At 65.6% G+C, this 17075-nt stretch carries 11 protein-coding genes, 1 tRNA gene and 1 CRISPR repeat array; of the genes, 3 read left to right on the top strand and 9 right to left on the bottom strand.

Annotated features, from left to right (window positions below):
* Positions 1-102: 102 nt before the first annotated feature.
* Positions 103-843 carry a triose-phosphate isomerase gene (tpiA, locus tag GGR44_RS10945; protein WP_183955643.1) on the bottom strand — a complete coding sequence of 247 codons (741 nt, stop codon included), beginning with the start codon at positions 841-843 and terminating at the stop codon, positions 103-105.
* Positions 844-1037: 194 nt separating this feature from the next.
* On the opposite strand from tpiA, the gene GGR44_RS10940 reads away from it, so the two are divergent.
* The 3 genes from GGR44_RS10940 (at position 1038) to GGR44_RS10930 (ending at position 4661) form a co-directional block, all read left to right on the top strand.
* The gene (locus tag GGR44_RS10940) at positions 1038-2987 is read left to right on the top strand and encodes a peptidylprolyl isomerase (RefSeq protein WP_183955642.1); all 1950 of its coding nucleotides are present in this window, start codon (positions 1038-1040) and stop codon (positions 2985-2987) included.
* Between the two features lie 2 nt (positions 2988-2989).
* Positions 2990-4504 (top strand): anthranilate synthase component I, encoded by a 1515-nt coding sequence (trpE, locus tag GGR44_RS10935; protein ID WP_425511315.1) that lies wholly within the window; start codon positions 2990-2992, stop codon positions 4502-4504.
* An 83-nt stretch (positions 4505-4587) separates the two neighbouring features.
* A tRNA-Gly gene (locus GGR44_RS10930) sits at positions 4588-4661 on the top strand.
* Positions 4662-4885: 224 nt separating this feature from the next.
* Positions 4886-7475: direct repeats of the CRISPR family, unit length 29 nt; unit sequence GGGACTATCCCCGCGGGTGCGGGGGAACC.
* 19 nt (positions 7476-7494) lie between these two features.
* On the opposite strand, the gene cas2e is transcribed toward GGR44_RS10930, so the two are convergent.
* The 8 genes from cas2e to cas3 all read right to left on the bottom strand — a co-directional run bounded on the left by cas2e (position 7495) and on the right by cas3 (position 16388).
* Positions 7495-7842, bottom strand: a complete 348-nt coding sequence (gene cas2e, locus GGR44_RS10925; protein ID WP_183955640.1) for a type I-E CRISPR-associated endoribonuclease Cas2e — start codon at positions 7840-7842, stop codon at positions 7495-7497.
* 17 nt (positions 7843-7859) lie between these two features.
* The gene (gene cas1e / locus GGR44_RS10920; RefSeq protein WP_183955639.1) at positions 7860-8726 is read right to left on the bottom strand and encodes a type I-E CRISPR-associated endonuclease Cas1e; all 867 of its coding nucleotides are present in this window, start codon (positions 8724-8726) and stop codon (positions 7860-7862) included.
* Complete coding sequence (locus GGR44_RS10915; RefSeq protein ID WP_183955638.1) at positions 8726-9496, bottom strand: type I-E CRISPR-associated protein Cas6/Cse3/CasE; 771 nt, start codon at positions 9494-9496, stop codon at positions 8726-8728. Before GGR44_RS10915 ends, cas1e begins: the two co-directional genes overlap by 1 nt.
* Positions 9493-10209 carry a type I-E CRISPR-associated protein Cas5/CasD gene (gene cas5e / locus GGR44_RS10910; protein ID WP_183955637.1) on the bottom strand — a complete coding sequence of 239 codons (717 nt, stop codon included), beginning with the start codon at positions 10207-10209 and terminating at the stop codon, positions 9493-9495. Before cas5e ends, GGR44_RS10915 begins: the two co-directional genes overlap by 4 nt.
* Positions 10209-11396 (bottom strand): type I-E CRISPR-associated protein Cas7/Cse4/CasC, encoded by a 1188-nt coding sequence (gene cas7e, locus GGR44_RS10905; RefSeq protein WP_183955636.1) that lies wholly within the window; start codon positions 11394-11396, stop codon positions 10209-10211. The genes cas5e and cas7e overlap by 1 nt, the downstream gene beginning before the upstream one ends.
* Positions 11393-11932 (bottom strand): type I-E CRISPR-associated protein Cse2/CasB, encoded by a 540-nt coding sequence (gene casB, locus GGR44_RS10900; protein ID WP_183955635.1) that lies wholly within the window; start codon positions 11930-11932, stop codon positions 11393-11395. The genes cas7e and casB overlap by 4 nt, the downstream gene beginning before the upstream one ends.
* Positions 11932-13419: a type I-E CRISPR-associated protein Cse1/CasA gene (locus GGR44_RS10895; RefSeq protein WP_183955634.1), complete on the bottom strand. Its 1488-nt coding sequence runs from the start codon at positions 13417-13419 to the stop codon at positions 11932-11934. The genes casB and GGR44_RS10895 overlap by 1 nt, the downstream gene beginning before the upstream one ends.
* Before the next feature lie 383 nt (positions 13420-13802).
* Positions 13803-16388, bottom strand: a complete 2586-nt coding sequence (gene cas3 / locus GGR44_RS10890) for a CRISPR-associated helicase Cas3' (RefSeq protein WP_183955633.1) — start codon at positions 16386-16388, stop codon at positions 13803-13805.
* Positions 16389-17075 lie beyond the last annotated feature (687 nt).

The following is a 17075-nucleotide window of genomic DNA, read 5'->3' as shown; positions in this document are numbered from 1 at the left end:
AGGCGCGAAGGATGCTGAGCCAAGTCCAGCATGACAAAGAGGCAAATGTCTCTTGCTGTTTGAAACCGCCCCTTATTTTCATCCCGCTTGCAAAGGCCCCCACTACCCCGCCGCGGCAATCACCGGCGCGAACTTGTCGGCGGACAGGCTCGCGCCGCCCACGAGCCCGCCGTCGACGTCGGCAATGGCCATGAGGTCGGCGGCATTGTCGCCGTTCATCGACCCGCCATAGAGGATGCGCATGCCGTCGGCTTCCGCGCCGATGCGACTGGCGAGCGCGCCGCGCAGGGCGGCGTGCATCGCCGCCACGGCGTCCATGGTCGGGATGCGGCCGGTGCCGATCGCCCAGATCGGTTCATAGGCGATGGCCAGCCAGTCGGCCGCCGCGCCCTCCGGCAACGACGCCAGCAATTGCGCCGATACGACCGCTTCCGCGTCGCCCGAATCGCGCACGTCCAGGCTTTCGCCCACGCACAGGATGACTTTCAGGCCCGCCGCCTTCGCCGCCAGCGCCTTGGCCGCGATGTCGGCGTCGCTTTCGCCCTGGTCCTGCCGCCGTTCGCTGTGGCCCACGATGGTCCATGTCGCGCCCGCCTCCGCCAGCATCGCGGCGGACAGGCATCCGGTATGGGCGCCGCTGTCCTTCATGTGGCAATCCTGCGCGCCGACAAAGGCCGCGCCCTTGACCGCATCGGCGGCGGCGATCAGTGTCGCGGGCAGGCACAGGCCAACCTCGGCCGCCGGATGCGCGGCGGCCAGCGCGCCGATCGCTTCCACCTGCGGCAATTGCGCGCGCAGCCCGTTCATCTTCCAGTTGCCCACTACCAGCTTGCGCCTGCTCATCGTCCCGTCGCTGCCCCTGTCGTCATGTGGATGTCATGCAGCCGATGGACGGGCGAGGCGCATTTGTCCAGACCGGCGAGGGGATGGGGCGCGTGACGGCGGCTGCCGGGCTCTCCGGGGGTGGTCGCACTTGCCGCCAGCCCCCTTGGCCCCTAAAGGGTCCAACGCATAAAGCCTGTTTTTCGGGATACGCCATGCTTCCTGCCTTTCGTCGTTTCGTCCAATCCAAATTCGGCGCGGCCTTCGCCCTGCTGTTCCTGGGCCTGATCGCGCTCGCTTTCGTGCTGGGCGATGTGACGGGCAGCGGGGGGCTCAGCGCCCTGGGCGGCGGCGGCGCTTCGGCGGCGAAGGCGGGCGGCGCGAAGCTCAGCCAGGCCGAACTGGAATCGCGCATCCAGCGCGCCTTTGAATCGACTCGTCGCGACAATCCGGGGCTGACCAGCGCCGCTTTCTTCGAACAGGGCGGGGCCGCGGCGGTGTTCGACGAGCTGGTGTCGGCGCTGGCGCTGGGCGAATTCGCCGGGGATGAAGGCGTGCATATCTCCAAGCGGCTGGTCGACGCGGAAATCGCGCGGATTCCGGCTTTCCAGGACGCATCGGGCAATTTCAACGAACAGACGTTCCGGTCATGGCTGGCGCGGGAGCGGTTCAGCGAACAATCGCTGCGCGACGACATCACCCGCGTGTTGCTGGCGCGGCAGATGGTGCTGCCCGCGACGCTGGGGCCCAAGCTGCCCGATTCGCTGGTGCTGCCCTATGCCTCGCTGCTGCTCGAAGCGCGCCAGGGCACGATCGCGGCCATTCCCGCGGCCGCCTTCACCGACATCCAAGATCCTACCGACGCGCAGCTCGCAGATTATTACAAGGCGAACGCCGACCGGTTCACCGTCCCCGAACAGCGCCGCATCCGCTACGCCGTCATCGACCTTGCCCGCTTCGCGCAAGCGGCGGCCCCCACGGCGGCGGAAATCGCGGCCTATTATAACCAGAACAAGGCGCGCTACGCCGCCAGCGAGACCCGCACCATCGAACAACTGGTGCTGCCGACGCAGGCCGGGGCCAAGGCCATCGCCGATCAGGTGAAGGGCGGTAAGTCGCTGGCCGACGCGGCGAAGGGCGCTGGCCTTGCCGTCGCGACGATCAAGGACCAGAGCCGCGCCGCGCTCGCGGCCCAATCGTCCGAAGCGGTCGCCTCGGCCGCGTTCGGCGCGGCGCCGGGCGCGCTCGCCGGGCCGGTGCGCGGGTCGCTCGGCTGGGTACTGGTGAAGGTCGTTGCCATCAACACCATTCCCGCACGCACGCTGGCGCAGGTGACGCCCGAAATCACCGCCGCGCTCAAGGAGCAGAAGGAAAAGGCGCTGCTCGCCGACTTCACCGGCAAGATCGAGGACCAGATCGCCGAGGGCGGCACCTTCGAGGAAGTGGTGAAGGATAACGGCCTGAAGCTGGAAACGACCGCGCCGATCATCGCCACTGGCCAGAATGTCGACGATTCTGCCTATGTCCTGCCCGACGATGTGAAGCCGCTGTTGCAGCCGGTCTTCGCCATGGGCGCGGACGACGATGCGCAGATGATCCCCATCGTCCCCGACAAGCGTTTTGCGCTGGCTGCGCCCGGCGACATCATCGCCGCCGCGCCGCCGCCTCTCGCTAAGGTGAAGCCCGCCATCGTCGCCCAGTATAAGCTCAACCAGGGCAATCAGAAGGCGAAGGCGCTGGCCGAACAGATCCGCGCGAAGGTGGCCAAGGGCGCAAAGCTCGCCGACGCCGTCGCGCAGGCCAAGGTGAAACTGCCCACGCCGCAGACAGTAGGCGGCCGCCGCGCCGAACTGATGCAGGGGCAACGGCAATTGCCGCCGCCGCTCGCCATGATGTTCTCCATGGCGACGGGATCGGTGAAAACCCTGCCCATGGGTCAGGATCGCGGCTATTTCGTCATCCGCCTCGATGGGGTGAAGGCGGGCGACGCGGGCGCGCAGCCCGCCCTCGTCGACCAGGTGCGCGAGCAGCTCGCGCCCGTGACCGGCGAGGAATATGGCCGCCAGTTCCAGCGCGCCGTCGCCGCCCATGTCGGCACGACGCGCGACGCCGGGGCCGTGGCCCGTGCGCAAAAGGCGCTGTCCGCCAACGCCGTCGGGGAATGAGCATGACGGCCGGGGGGGACATGCTGGATGGCGCGCGCGCGGCGCTGGCCGCTGGCCGGTCGGCGCTGGTGTGGCGGCGCCAGATCGCCGACACCGACACGCCCATTTCGGCGGCGCTCAAGCTGTTTCAGCCCGACCGGGGCGATTATCTGCTCGAATCGGTGGAGGGCGGGGCTGTGCGCGGCCGGTACAGCCTCATCGGCCTCGCGCCCGACCTCGTTTTCCTCGCCGATGGCGCGCGCGCCAGCATCAACCGCTTATGGGCCACGGACCGCGACGCCTTTGTGCAGCAGGATGGCGACGCCCTGTCCGCGCTGCGCGCGCTGGTCGCTGAATGCCGGGCGGAGATGGACCCGGCGCTGCCGCCTGCGCTCGCCTGCCTCGTCGGCTATTTCGGTTATGAGACGGTGGGCCTGGTCGAAAAGCTGCCGCGCCCCGCGCCCAATCCCATCGGCCTGCCCGACATGCTGTTCGTGCGGCCCACGGTCATCCTGGTGTTCGACCGGCTGGCCGATGCGCTGTTCCTCGTCGCGCCGGTGTGGAAGGGCGGCTTTACCGACGCCGATAAGGCGATCGAAGGCGCGCTGGAGCGGATCGACGCCGTCGCCGCGCGCCTCGCCGCGCCGATTCCCGGCGCCGATGCGCCCGTCGACATTGCCGATGTCGCGGTGACGCCGGTGCTGGAACCCGGCCGCTATGCCGCCATGGTCGGCCGGGCCAAGGACTATATCGTCGCGGGCGACATTTTTCAGGTCGTGCTGGCGCAGCGTTTCACCAGCCCCTTCACCCTGCCGCCCATCGCGCTTTATCGCGCGCTGCGGCGGATCAATCCCTCGCCCTTCCTCTATTATCTCGACTTGCCCGGTTTCTCGCTCATCGGCTCCAGCCCCGAGATCCTGGTGCGGGCCCGCGATGGCGAGGTCACCATCCGGCCGATCGCCGGCACCCGCCCGCGCGGCAAGACAGCGGTGGAGGACGCCGCCAACCGCGAAAGCCTGCTCGCCGATCCCAAGGAGCGGGCCGAACATCTGATGCTGCTCGACCTGGGCCGCAACGATGTCGGCCGGGTGGCGAGCGCGGGCAGCGTCACCGTGACCGACAGCTACACCGTCGAATTCTACAGCCATGTCATGCACATCGTGTCGAACGTGGTGGGCGACCTTGCGCCGGGCAAGGATGCGCTCGACGCCCTGTTCGCGGGCTTCCCGGCTGGCACCGTGTCGGGCGCACCGAAAGTGCGCGCGTGCGAAATCATCGCGGAACTCGAACCCGAAACGCGCGGCGCCTATGCCGGCGGGGTCGGCTATTTCGGGCCTGACGGCAATATGGACAGCTGCATCGTGCTGCGCACCGCCGTGCTGAAGGATGGCGTCATGCATGTTCAGGCGGGCGCGGGCATCGTCGCCGACAGCGACCCCGCCTATGAACAGCGCGAATGCGAGGCGAAAAGCGGAGCGCTTCTCGCCGCCGCGCGCGAAGCCGTCGCCATCGCGCGCGAGGGCGGCTTCGGCCAGTAAGCCCGCCCGCGCGGCGGCCTTCGCATTTCCCCGGTTGACGGCCCCGGCCCTGTCGTGGCAGGGCGCAATTCCTCCATCGGCGCGCGGGTATAGCTCAATGGTAGAGCACTAGCCTTCCAAGCTTGTGATGCGGGTTCGATCCCCGCTACCCGCTCCAGAAACGATATCAATGACTTAACGAATGTCGGAGCACCTCTCCGCGGTGCTGAGGTCATTCTGTAGCAATCACCTGGCAATCACCTCGGCTGGTAAGTCAGGGGGCTGGGAAGTAAAGATCCCTAGTCGATTCATGCGCCGCGATCGCTGCCTGGCCCTCTCACCGCTTCATTTACTGGCTCGCGAGGGCACGAGCTGCCAGATGGGCTTTGTATGCGATCACCTGGGACTATCCCCGCGGGTGCGGGGGAACCCCGAGGAAATGCGCGGCGTAGAGCGTGGCCTTGGGACTATCCCCGCGGGTGCGGGGGAACCGCTTCGGCCGCGTCGGCAATCGCGCGGACGAAAGGACTATCCCCGCGGGTGCGGGGGAACCCCTCTCGCGCTGGTTCAAGCGCACCTGACCATGGGACTATCCCCGCGGGTGCGGGGGAACCGGCGTCAACATGGGGCCGAAAGTGGCGGCCATGGGACTATCCCCGCGGGTGCGGGGGAACCGTGAGGCCGCCGCTCCAGTCGGTCAGCGTATTGGGACTATCTCCGCGGGTGCGGGGGAACCTCGTTCCAGTCGTGATCGATCTGGCCCGCGATGGGACTATCCCCGCGGGTGCGGGGGAACCTCCGCTGAGAACATCTTCCGCGACAAGGTCAAGGGACTATCCCCGCGGGTGCGGGGGAACCTCGCCGGGCTGGATGTTGATTTCCGCCTGCTTGGGACTATCCCCGCGGGTGCGGGGGAACCGTCGCCGCCGCGACTGACGCCATGGCACCCAGGGGACTATCCCCGCGGGTGCGGGGGAACCCCTTCGGACACGCTGACGCGGCCCGGCATGGGGGGACTATCCCCGCGGGTGCGGGGGAACCGAACTGGAGAAGCCACGGCCGGTCTGGCAAGCGGGACTATCCCCGCGGGTGCGGGGGAACCCGGCCACGTCGCTGTCGGTCAGTGGATAAGTTGGGACTATCCCCGCGGGTGCGGGGGAACCGTTCTGTCGCCGCGTGAGGAAGCCCAGCGCGAGGGACTATCCCCGCGGGTGCGGGGGAACCAATTCGATCGTGTTGATGAGTTCGACGATCGGGGGACTATCCCCGCGGGTGCGGGGGAACCTCAGCAGCGGCCTGCGCCTGCGCCTGGGCATAGGGACTATCCCCGCGGGTGCGGGGGAACCGGGTCGAACAGGGCGACGCCATCAACAAACAGGGGACTATCCCCGCGGGTGCGGGGGAACCCCGAGGAAATGCGCGGCGTAGAGCGTGGCCTTGGGACTATCCCCGCGGGTGCGGGGGAACCACAACGCCAGACGCCGCGACGATCCAGCATTGGGGACTATCCCCGCGGGTGCGGGGGAACCGATGCCCCGTTCGGCCAGCCCCTTGCTGATCAGGGACTATCCCCGCGGGTGCGGGGGAACCCCCAGTGTTCCGCAGATGCTTTCTGGATCCCAGGGACTATCCCCGCGGGTGCGGGGGAACCGTCCATTATCGCTACTGGGCGATGCTGGAATGCGGACTATCCCCGCGGGTGCGGGGGAACCAAAGCCCAGATCATCATCGAACAGCGGGTTGGGGGACTATCCCCGCGGGTGCGGGGGAACCATCGACCGAGGCGATCACGCCGATACGGATGAGGGACTATCCCCGCGGGTGCGGGGGAACCCTGCACTTCCTTGTCATCGAGCCATGGCCGCAGGGACTATCCCCGCGGGTGCGGGGGAACCTCATCCACAACATCAAGCTCATTGCGAATATCGGGACTATCCCCGCGGGTGCGGGGGAACCTCGGTCTGGCTGCGGAAATCGCGCGCCTTGGCGGGACTATCCCCGCGGGTGCGGGGGAACCCGCAATCGGTCAGCAGCGCGCGGGCTTCGGGGGGGACTATCCCCGCGGGTGCGGGGGAACCCTTCAACGAGGAACAGAATACGGTCGAGGTGGGGACTATCCCCGCGGGTGCGGGGGAACCTGCGAATGGCTTTCCAAAAGCCAATTGCGCAAGGGACTATCCCCGCGGGTGCGGGGGAACCATGGCCCTGGGGCGCGCGCCGCCATCCTTCCAGGGACTATCCCCGCGGGTGCGGGGGAACCGTCTATGGTGCGCCGTTCAAATCAGTGAGGGCGGGACTATCCCCGCGGGTGCGGGGGAACCCGTATGCGGCGAGCTGCGCCGCCTGATCGGGCGGGACTATCCCCGCGGGTGCGGGGGAACCTGCCGGTCACCGCCGAAGAATCGTTCGGGCAGGGGACTATCCCCGCGGGTGCGGGGGAACCTAGGCGCGATGATCGACAGCGACGACGCCGTTGGGACTATCCCCGCGGGTGCGGGGGAACCTCCAAAATCAACGCGCCAGCGACGGTCAGGGCGGGACTATCCCCGCGGGTGCGGGGGAACCGTGCTTGCCGCGCTGATCCCCGTGCCGATGGCGGGACTATCCCCGCGGGTGCGGGGGAACCGCTCCTTAGACAGTGATGCTGAGCGTGAAGCGGGGACTATCCCCGCGGGTGCGGGGGAACCGTGATGTTCGGGCACATATGACATGCCCTTATGGGACTATCCCCGCGGGTGCGGGGGAACCTACCGACCGAAGGAACGCCCGATGCCTGACTGGGGACTATCCCCGCGGGTGCGGGGGAACCGGCGTTTTCCGGCAGGAGAAATCAGCCATCGAGGGACTATCCCCGCGGGTGCGGGGGAACCGTGGAACGCGGTGAGATAGACCGGCTTATGGTGGGACTATCCCCGCGGGTGCGGGGGAACCACCGTGGGCGAGGACAGCGAAACCTTCGTCCTGGGACTATCCCCGCGGGTGCGGGGGAACCTCTGCATTCTAACGCATTATTAACACTTGGAAAGATCGGTTTGCCTCGCATCTTCACCGTTTCTCGGGCTTTGGCAAGCGCGGCGCACCAACAGCATGGCATCGTGTGTCACGATGTCCCGGGGCGGGGTTCCCCAAGTTTGCAGGCCGAGACCGCCGTGCGCTTTCGGTTCGGCCCAGCACATCACGATACTGCCGCGTTGCAGGCGGCCGTGCCAGTCGGACAGGACGTCCGCAATGCGCGTGCGCACGCCTGCCGACATGCGCGGTTGCGCATATACTCCGGGGGCCAGTTCCAGCATAGCCGAGCCGAGAAAGCCCCTGTACCGGCTTTCGACATCGCGGGTAATGACGACGACAAGGGGCATGGCTTTCGATCGGACCGTCAATCGGCCTGAGCGTCAGGCGCGAGCAGCTGCTTGATCCTGTCGATCATGCCGGAAATGACTTCCCGCTGACGGAACAACTGTGCCGCGTGGCGACGCACGACGCGCTCTATCGGCTCGCCTTTCGCGGTTTTCACCGCGCCGAATGCGATATCGAGTAGCACATCGTGTCGATAGAGGTCGGCGATGTCCAGCACGAATGACTGGCCGCTATCCTCATGCACGAAGCCCAGCTGCGGGATGGCGCCCACCGACGCCACCGCCACGCTGGCGGCGGCGGTCATGGCTGAGCCGGCGTGGTTGATGGCCTGATTGGCAAGGTCGCCCGCTTCCGGGCTGGCGCGATCATAATTGCGGCCGGACCAGCGGATGCCATGGCGTTCGGCGGCCAGAACATAGGCACGCTTGATGCGTGCGCCTTCCTGCCCGCGCAACACTTCGATGTCGCGCGTGCGCACGATTTCGCCGAAACGCAGCGCGTACATTGCGCGCGCCACGTCCATGCGCTTTTGTGGGCTGCTCCACAGGCGCACCTGGTTGCGGGCGATGGCAGAAGTGTCTGGCATCAGCGGGGGCGCCGTGTAGAACCTCACCGCCCCCGTGCCGATCGCCGCAAGCGCGCAGCCATGACGTGCGAGAAGCCGCAAGGCATCGTGGGTCACACTGGATCCGGGGCCGAGCAGTACAATGGAGATGGACTGATGCGGTATCTGGTAGTCGCCGGGCGCAAGATCGCCGCCACCCGCAGTCACGAAGCGCAGGCACCCGTCTTCCACTTCCAGACGCCCGCGATCTAGCCAGACAAGGCCGTGCCGGTCGGCGTGCGGAATTCGCGCCTTTTCCAGACCGAGACGGCCGTGCAGCATCAGCCCGCTTTCACTACGCTTTGGGGGCCTGGCGGGGCAAGCGTCAGCATTCCGAAGCCGAATGCGCCATGTCGGCCGACGCCGCGCGCAAGAAGATCGGCGAACCTTCCGGGATCGGCAACTTCCAGTGTGCCGACAAAGACAACTTCATAAGATTCCGTGAGGCGCGTACCGTTCCCGTCGTGGCGCGATCGGCGGGTGCGGACCCGCTGCATCCGCTCAATCCGCGCGTCTTCCAGGAGGGCTGCGGGCGAAAAGCGACGCTTCAGCCAGTCGCGATAGACTGTTTTGCGGTCGAGCGGTGTGCTGGGGTCGGCTTTGCTACAGGCAGCAACGAAGGCATCCACCTCTCCCGCTTTCGGCAATAGAGCCGTCGTCGATCTCGCACGCTCCGCGCGGATGCGGGTGCCGTAACGCACCACCGGCCGGACGCGGACCTTGAAGCGGAACCGTGCGCCCGGCTGCCACAATTCGGGCATCGGGCGGCATTCGGGAGCCGAGGGAAAGATCGCCTCCAACGCTGCATCCACCGGCGGGAGCGCGTGGGCTGCGTTAAGCGCAACACCGTTTGCAGTATAGCCGATCAAGAACGGCGCGCGCCCCGGCGGCTCTTCCAGGCGAAACGGCTGCGGCGCGGCATCGCCAAAGCGCAGCCGCAACGCCAGGTGTAGCGCGTATCCCAAATCATCGTCGGACCGGTGGCGGGCGACGGCGAAAGCCATCAGCGCCGGGCGATCGAGCGCGATGCGGACGAGGTGCAGCCCGCTCATGCGACTTCTCCGCTGATCCGGGCATTCATCGTGCGGCGCAGACCGGCATGGACGCCCGAAGGCCAGCTGCGCCCGTCGGTCAACTCCTCGATCCGCGCCTGCTCCGCGTTGCCTTCGCCGATGGGCCACTGCGCAGCGTAGCTTCCGGTCGGAGCGGGGGCGAAGCGCGCGACCACGGCGCGCAAGGCATCTAGCACGGTTTCGGCCTCGACGTGTCCGGCAACGACGGGGGTGGATGGCAGGAACGGCTTACGGCCGATGAAAAGAGGTCGTTCCGGCATGTTCAGCGCCGCAGCAACGGTGCCCAAATCGGGCGCGCCGTCTGCCGGACCGAGGCGGAGGACGACAAGAACCAGTGCATCGGCATCGGCATCGCGATAGCGGATGTGAGGCGAGTTGTAAGTTCCCGCCCCGCCTGACCGTCCTTCGGGCCTGCCCCGAGTTGTCCAGCCCTTGTCCGCAGCCCCGAGTTGCGCAGTCTGAAAATCCCGCACCCGGCGCCCTTCGCGAAGGCGGACCGATCCCATGACGAGGCGCGCCTGCAGCGCCTCATGTCGATCCGCCTCCGCACGGTCCCAGCCCAGCGCATTGGCGATAAGGCCGGTGATCATGGATCGCGACGGAAAATCGCGCACGACGCCGAAGGCATCGACCATGTCGCCGCCAAAGCTCATCAGCGGCGCTTCAAGTCGCAGGACGAGATGTGCGGACATCAGCAGCGGGCATCCCGCACCAGTCCGCCGGCCCAGCTTGCGATGGCAGCGAGAGGCTGGCGCTCGACCCCACCCAAGGCCATGTCGGGCAACGCCATCTGCCTGCGCACCTCGCCCGTGGCGTATGTTTCATCGAGATCGGCAAGGTGGCGGGCAAGCGCATCGGCGCTGCGACGTCCCAGGCTTTCGTTGTGGTGCGACGCCAGTGACACCGGCTCTCGGAAGGCGTTGGCCAGTGTGCGCGGTTGACGTTCTCCAGCCTCGATCAGGATGAATTCGGCGCGGCTGTATGGCGCGGTTGAGCCCTTCTTGGCTCCCGGCGAAATTTCCGCGATCAGCCAAACGAGGTTCTCGACCACGCGGGCGGCCAATTCGCGGTCTTCTTCGCTGTCCCAATGCTTGCGGTGGCAGCCAGTCAGGTTGGAAACCAGCTGCGGCACGTCGACTACGACGTAGCCGTAATAAAGCCCGGAGGTGAGTTCGGTGTCGAACACGCCGGCGGCGCCGGAATCACCATCGTCCTCGCGGCTCCGCAAATCGTCAACCACGGTGAAGTAATCAAGTTCGGGCTGTTCGTCGTGGACGGTGAAGGCGTGGGCGACGTGAATGGCCGCATCGGTGTTGGCGCGCACATCGGACGTCATCATCCGACCGAACAGGGCGGCCTCAAGCCCCGGCGCCAGCGCGACTTGATCGCCGAGCGCGGAAAGATTGGCCCGCTGCTCCTTCGCAAAGGCCTGCGCGGCGGCGGCGGCTTCCTTTGCGGTCGTGCTTTCGGCCAGTATTCTTTCGGCTTCGTCACGCAGGAATGACACTTCCGGCTGCCCAAACAGCAGCGCCTGCCGCTGCTTGGGGTCGATCGCCTTCTTGCCGTAGTATTTCGCGATGAATTCAGCCTCTACCGCATCGACAAGATCGGTCGCGAACTTGTCGCGCAGTGGCCCTGTGACCAGCCGCTCGATGGCGACTTTGCTGCGTTCGCCTGCGACGCCGTTTTCCATCGCTAGCGCGTGAAGCCCTCGCGGATCGTCAGCCATGCGCCAGTGCCGCTTGAGGCACTGCGAGGAAATTCGCGTGCGGGTTGCCGGGCCGAACGGCAGGCGCTTGGCGAGCCCCGCATCGTCACGGTTGAGCAGTGCGCCCGGCCATGCGCTGAGGAAGTGGATCTGTAAGAACCGCGGTGTCATGGCTTCTCCTTGGCTTTGTAGGCAGCCGAATAGTAGTCGCGAGCGATGCGCAGGCGCGCATCCTCGGCAATATCCGCGCGGTCACTGACAAGCGCGCGGACGGTGCGCAGATCGATCTGCACTTGCCCGGCCTGCGCCAGATACCGCGCGGCGTGAACGATTTGATCGATGAGCGCAGGGCCACGGGCGGTGGTAAGCCGCATCAGCCGGTTTTCGGAGAAACCGGCGGCTTGGAGCGCTTGCCCCAGCGGACGCATGGGCGAATGGGGATTCACGCCCGCCGTGCCCGACAAGGTTGCTGCGACATGCGCGATCAGCCGCCATCGCTTCAACGATGCGGGCCCGCGCCATTCGGCCTCGGGGACCTCAGCCGCGCTGAGCAGACCCATGACTACACCGTCCGCGTCGGCGGATCTGGTCAGGAATATGCGGCGCAACGCGGCACGGTTGCCGGTGGAAAGGTGCGGCAGCTGGCCGCCGATGGATGCGACGGGGTCTTTTGGCGTGGCGCCGCCTTCGTGGCCGTCAACGTCCATCAGCGAACCTCCCTGATATAGGCCGCCAGTGTGGCGTCCAGCATGTTGCGAGCAATCGCTTGGGCGCGGACCCGGCGAACGTCGGTGCGCGGCGCGGCTTCGGCGGCCTGTTCGAAAACGTCGTTGGCAAGACCAGTCAGCATGGTGCGCCAGACAAGACGGTGATTGCCTTCCGCCTCTTCGAATTCGTCCCAGAAAGCCGGATCGAAAAAGACGCGATCAACGCCAAGCTCAAAGGATTGCAGCCACGTCTCGCACTTGCGCGCACTGGAATCGTCGTCCAGCCTCAGCGATGTCGGACCACCCTGCATCAGCGACATTGTCGCCATCCGCAGCCGCTTGCGGACTTCTCCCGCTTCGACCGCACGAACCTGGGCCACCTGCCCCATGCGGTCGAGAAACGCATCGCCAAGACGCCCTCCCTTTCGGGACCGGGAAACCGGGATAACGCGGCGATGAAGGCCCTCGGTCTTGCCCTGTCCGCGCACCAGAGCGGTGGCAAAGATGGCCAGCCCTTCGGCAGCGTCGCTTTCAGTGGGGAGGGAGAGCAAGGGCCGTCCGGTTTTTGCCCGGTCGAGCAATTCCGTGAATTTGCGGTAGCCGAATGTGCCAGGCGAAGCAGAGATGCTGGCGTTGTCCGACAAGCGGATCGGCGCCCACGGATCGCCGGTATTGCCGTTCAGCCCCGCCGCTGCCACGCGCGTTACTTTCGAACCCGCCGTCATCGCGCAAAGCGCGCCGTCCGCGTCGCGTTTCAGGCGCACCCGGCGGCAGATATCGACGTACAGGGGATCGAGCTGCGCAAATGACAACTGTCGCGTCCCGTCCCACGGCATGGCCCAGAGCACGGCGATTCCCTTGCCCGACCGGGCGTTGCTTGCCGCAACCTCGACCAGCCTCTTCACATCGCGTGCGAAAGCGGCGGAGAGGTTGCCCGCAGGTTGGATGCCCAAGGCCATCCTGTTGGCAAAGCCTCCGTTCATGCGCGAAATGCCGTAATTGCCCGCGCCGAGAAAGCCCTCCATCGTTTGCAAAGTGACCAGCGCGAACAGCCAGTCGTCATCGCGCCCGGCGCTGATCCGCGCCGCCTTCACATCGTGGTTGCGCGAGGTGACGAGCATGTCGAGTTCATCGGCGGTTTCGATGGTCGTCTTGAAATCCTTGCGATCTTCAGCCGTTTCGAGCGGGGGCTGGAGCAGGGCGGGCTTCAGCCAGTCCTGGCTCACCAGTTCCCACGCCTCGCCTTCCGGCCACTCAGGGGTCAGGCCGATCAGCAACGCGCGCCATGCCGCCGGGTCGGCTGGCAAGGAGGCTTGCCCCGCTCGGATGAGCGCCATCGCCGCGCATTGCACCAGAAATGAATGCCATGCCTGCCGCTGATGCGGACGCAGCGCGGGAAAGCTCTCCACTTCGCTCCGCGAAAGCGCAGCGAACAAGGCGAACAGATCGCCTTGTTCCTCCATTCTTGGCCCGATCCAGCGAAGCATGCTTTCTCCACCATCACTATCCCCGCGAGTGCGGGGGAACCTTAATCCCCCAAAGGCCGACTTCAATTAAAAGGGGGCTATCCACGCAAAGACGTGGAATGCGGAGCAGTGGTAGCGCAAGGAGGTCAATTGTCAATACAACCTTTTATTGAAGTCGGACTTTGTTGTGATCTTTCTTCTTGATCTGCCGCGTTGCTTTCGATATCTCGACTGAGTGGGAGTGTGATCCCACTCAGTCGAGGGGCGCTGACGGCGCCGCCTGTGCGACACAGCCTCGTTTCCCAGCCTAGGGAGAAAGGAGAATTGTGCCATGTTGCTAATGGCATGCTCATCATGAAAAGGCCAGAGCGGAGTCTGGCATGCAGGCTCCGCTCTGGCCCGCATCATGTGCTTCGCCGCAAACCGAAGCGGTCATAGATGAAGCTGGCGTCATCCCAAGCAAAGCGCAAGACGTCGCCGGATATCAAAACTTCTGGGACCGCCTCCGTCGAAATGCCCCGAGCCATCCAATCGGGTACGGTCAAGCGCTCGACTTGCGTCCCAAACGGCCCTGGCACCGGCGAATCGAACATAGCCAGCCTGTCCCGCGCGCCAAGCCTAGTCGCGATTGCCATGTCCTTGGGGAAGACTAGCTCACTGAATGGTATCCGCACGTCCAGCGCTGCAGCTTGAGCGGTTTGTCGGTCTGCTATGGCGATACCCTGTTGCTGGGCAAGGTGGTTCATCCAGTCGGTACCCAGTTCCTGCTGGAGCGCATCGGCCCGATCCGGATGAAGCGCCTCTTCCACAAGGCGGCGATTGTCTGCTGGGATGGCGATTTCGGAATTGGTTTCGATCAGCCGCCATGTGGCCTCGATCGCCAGCATGTCGGGATAGACGCCACCACCATCGGCCATGGGGCCAAGCCCGTGTCGATCGCGCACTCGGCCGAGATATAGGGAAAGATCGCGCTCTTTTGGGGCGAGGACGATGGCTTCAGCGTTCAGGAACGTACCCCGGTCATGCCGGTCATGCCGATGCAGGCGGCCAATCCGCTGCAACAGCACATCCATCGGGGCAAGGTCGGTCAGCAGCAAGTCAGCGTCGATGTCGAGGCTTTGTTCGAGCGTCTGGGTGCCGCACAAGATGCGACCCTGCGCGCTGCGTCCCTTGCCGAACGCCGTTTCCACTGCCGCATCCAGCAGCCGCCGATCATCGGGGGCGAAGCGGCTGTGGTGAAGCGTGGCGACGTGCCCGGCCCGAAATGCTAGTTCGGGAGCCAGCGCTTCCACAGCTTGCGCGACCGCGACAGCGCCATTCACGCTGTTGCGCACGATCAGTACCGAGGCTCCCTTTCGCGCTGCCTCGACCGCCCGTGCCGCGATTCCTTGGGGATCGTCGATCGCGCCGAGCAGCGTCAGCTTTACAGGCTTTTCCCGCCTCTTATCGCTTCCGACTGGGCGGGGCGGGGCGTGGGATCCCGAAAGCGCGGGATAAGGCGTCGCCACTGCTTCATCGAGCGCAGGAAATTCGAGCGCGGGGGCGAACGGATCGAGCAATCTTGCGCGCATCTCGGCGGTGAGCGTCGCGGAAAGCAGCAAGGCGTGACCGCCGAGCGTGGTGTGATTGCGCAAGACCGCGCGCAGCACCTCGCCCATGAAATGATCGGAACTGTGCACTTCATCGACAACCAGCAGGCTGCGGGCCAGCATCGTCGCCCTGAAGTGCGCGTGGCGCAATTGCAGGCCAGCCATGAGCGCCTGATCGATCGTTCCCACCGCCACGCGCGCGGCAAGGAAGCGCTTCGGATGTTCGGCGGCCCAACGTCCGTCGTTCGCCTGTCCATCCGGCCAGACGACATCGAAGCCGGGCAGCAAGCGCTCCTCATCGTCGCGCACACGGTCCGCCTCATCCCTGCCTGAGCGGATATAGCCAGGAACGGCAAGAACGGCGTTGACGGCGCCGCCAGTCAATCGTTCGAGCACCGCGTTGATTCGGCCGTGCAACTGTACCGCCGCCGCGCGGGTGGGTAAGGCAAAGTAGAGGCCGTCGACGGCTCCCGCCTCGCGCAGGGCCAGCCAGCGCCAGATCGCGGCCTCTGTCTTGCCGGAACCTGTCTCCGCTTCCAGCAGGGCGATGCGCCCCAGCGCCGGATCGCTCGCCTCCGCTTGTGCGCCGCGCGGTCCAAAGCCGAATGCTTCGTGGAAATTGCGAACCACGATTGATTCGTGAGCCAGCCCGCGTGAGTGGATCGCCGCCGGTGCCGAGACCGCGCGCAGGCGTTCCCGCATTTCCAGATGCGGCTCGCCAACGGGGAACAAGGTGGGGTCCGAGCCGAGCCAGTCGGTCAGCGTCACCATCCCACCCAGCAGCGCGACGAAGGCGGGATTGTCGGGCAGGTGCCGTCCCGGCCCGAACGCTGCCGGAAACCGCTGCCCGACGTCGCCCATAAGCGCAGCTAGCTGCGCCATTGGGTCATAATGCGCATCGGCTTGCCAGTTTTGGGACCGATTGCCCGGTTCGAGATTTTTCGTTTCCGAAGTATAGATGCGCAAGGGCGTGCCGTGGTGCGCCATCACCGCCACGAAATGCTCCCAGCACCCCCAATCGTCGATCAGCGCATTGAGCGGGACGACAGCGGGCTCACGAGCAAGGCGGGAAAAGAACAACGCACCCGTTTCGTTAGTGTGTCCCACAATGGGCGATCCGGCGAACTGACGGGCCCAGAACCCCCGGTTGGCTTTTCCAAGATCATGCAGATAGGCCAGCACACGCAGTCGTTCCAGATCGAGCGGCGAAAGCGGGCGCTGCGCCGCATGTTCGAGAAGCGCGATCCAGTGCGGTTGTTCTAGCAGGGCACCCAGCGTCGCGCCGACGTCCGCCCCATGATCGGATAACGGGAGAGCACCGGTTTCATCGAGCTTGGCCCAGGCGTAAGGTGTTGCAGCCCGAAATTGATCCATCTCGTGCTTGGTAATCGCAACGAACACTATTTAGCAATCGGCTTTGTCATGACAGCGTAGTCCTGGTCGCGAAGCATGGCTATCTGTGTCGGCCTCCCGGAACCTGAATGTCTCTTCGCGACCCCAGCACGAACGCTTTCGCGGGAGGGTCGCGTGGGCCCGCGTAGCGCGTCAAGGATAGGCAACGCGACGAGCTGAATTCCCCGAGGAAGTAGCCGACGAGGCTGGTGCTAGACATCCCAGTCTACGCTCATACAGTGACTATGCAATAATACTTAATGAACGGCCGGTTCTGAAGACCAGATTCGGCGCAGCTAATGGCGACTCTGTTGGCGGCTCTGCTCGTCTGGCCGAGCCGGCGGCTGCCGACCAACTCAAGACGTTCCTAACCCGTGCCCGAACGGCTGCCGTTGCCAAAACCCGCTATTCGTGCGTCCATGAGCAGGCCGGAAACAGTGCGCCATATAATCGGTCCGTCAGCATCAAGATGGCCCATCCCAAAACCAATCACTTGCTCGGTTGAGCTCTGAACCGCTTGGAAACGAAAGCAAACGATCGCTCCCAGGCGACAAAAAACCTTCAAGGCTTCCAGTGCGGCGTTTGTTCCGCTTTGCTACACTGAGTAGCCCCTAGTTTTCTAGACGCCTTCCGCTTTCAAAATCTGCTGCCGTTCGAACTCGAGAGGTGACAGCATTCCGTTCCTGACCTGCTTGC

Source organism: Sphingobium fontiphilum (assembly GCF_014196635.1).
Classification (GTDB): domain Bacteria; phylum Pseudomonadota; class Alphaproteobacteria; order Sphingomonadales; family Sphingomonadaceae; genus Sphingobium; species Sphingobium fontiphilum.
The sequence above is the reverse complement of the archived record's forward strand: the minus strand, read 5'-3'. Positions and strand labels throughout refer to the sequence as shown.

Excerpts from the sequence above, each read along its gene's own strand:
- tpiA (WP_183955643.1), bottom strand. The coding sequence starts at position 843 with ATGAGCAGGCGCAAGCTGGTAGTGGGCAACTGGAAGATGAACGGGCTG.
- GGR44_RS10940 (WP_183955642.1), top strand. The coding sequence starts at position 1,038 with ATGCTTCCTGCCTTTCGTCGTTTCGTCCAATCCAAATTCGGCGCGGCC.
- trpE (WP_425511315.1), top strand. The coding sequence starts at position 2,990 with ATGACGGCCGGGGGGGACATGCTGGATGGCGCGCGCGCGGCGCTGGCC.
- cas2e (WP_183955640.1), bottom strand. The coding sequence starts at position 7,842 with ATGCCCCTTGTCGTCGTCATTACCCGCGATGTCGAAAGCCGGTACAGG.
- cas1e (WP_183955639.1), bottom strand. The coding sequence starts at position 8,726 with ATGCTGCACGGCCGTCTCGGTCTGGAAAAGGCGCGAATTCCGCACGCC.
- GGR44_RS10915 (WP_183955638.1), bottom strand. The coding sequence starts at position 9,496 with ATGAGCGGGCTGCACCTCGTCCGCATCGCGCTCGATCGCCCGGCGCTG.
- cas5e (WP_183955637.1), bottom strand. The coding sequence starts at position 10,209 with ATGTCCGCACATCTCGTCCTGCGACTTGAAGCGCCGCTGATGAGCTTT.
- cas7e (WP_183955636.1), bottom strand. The coding sequence starts at position 11,396 with ATGACACCGCGGTTCTTACAGATCCACTTCCTCAGCGCATGGCCGGGC.
- casB (WP_183955635.1), bottom strand. The coding sequence starts at position 11,932 with ATGGACGTTGACGGCCACGAAGGCGGCGCCACGCCAAAAGACCCCGTC.
- GGR44_RS10895 (WP_183955634.1), bottom strand. The coding sequence starts at position 13,419 with ATGCTTCGCTGGATCGGGCCAAGAATGGAGGAACAAGGCGATCTGTTC.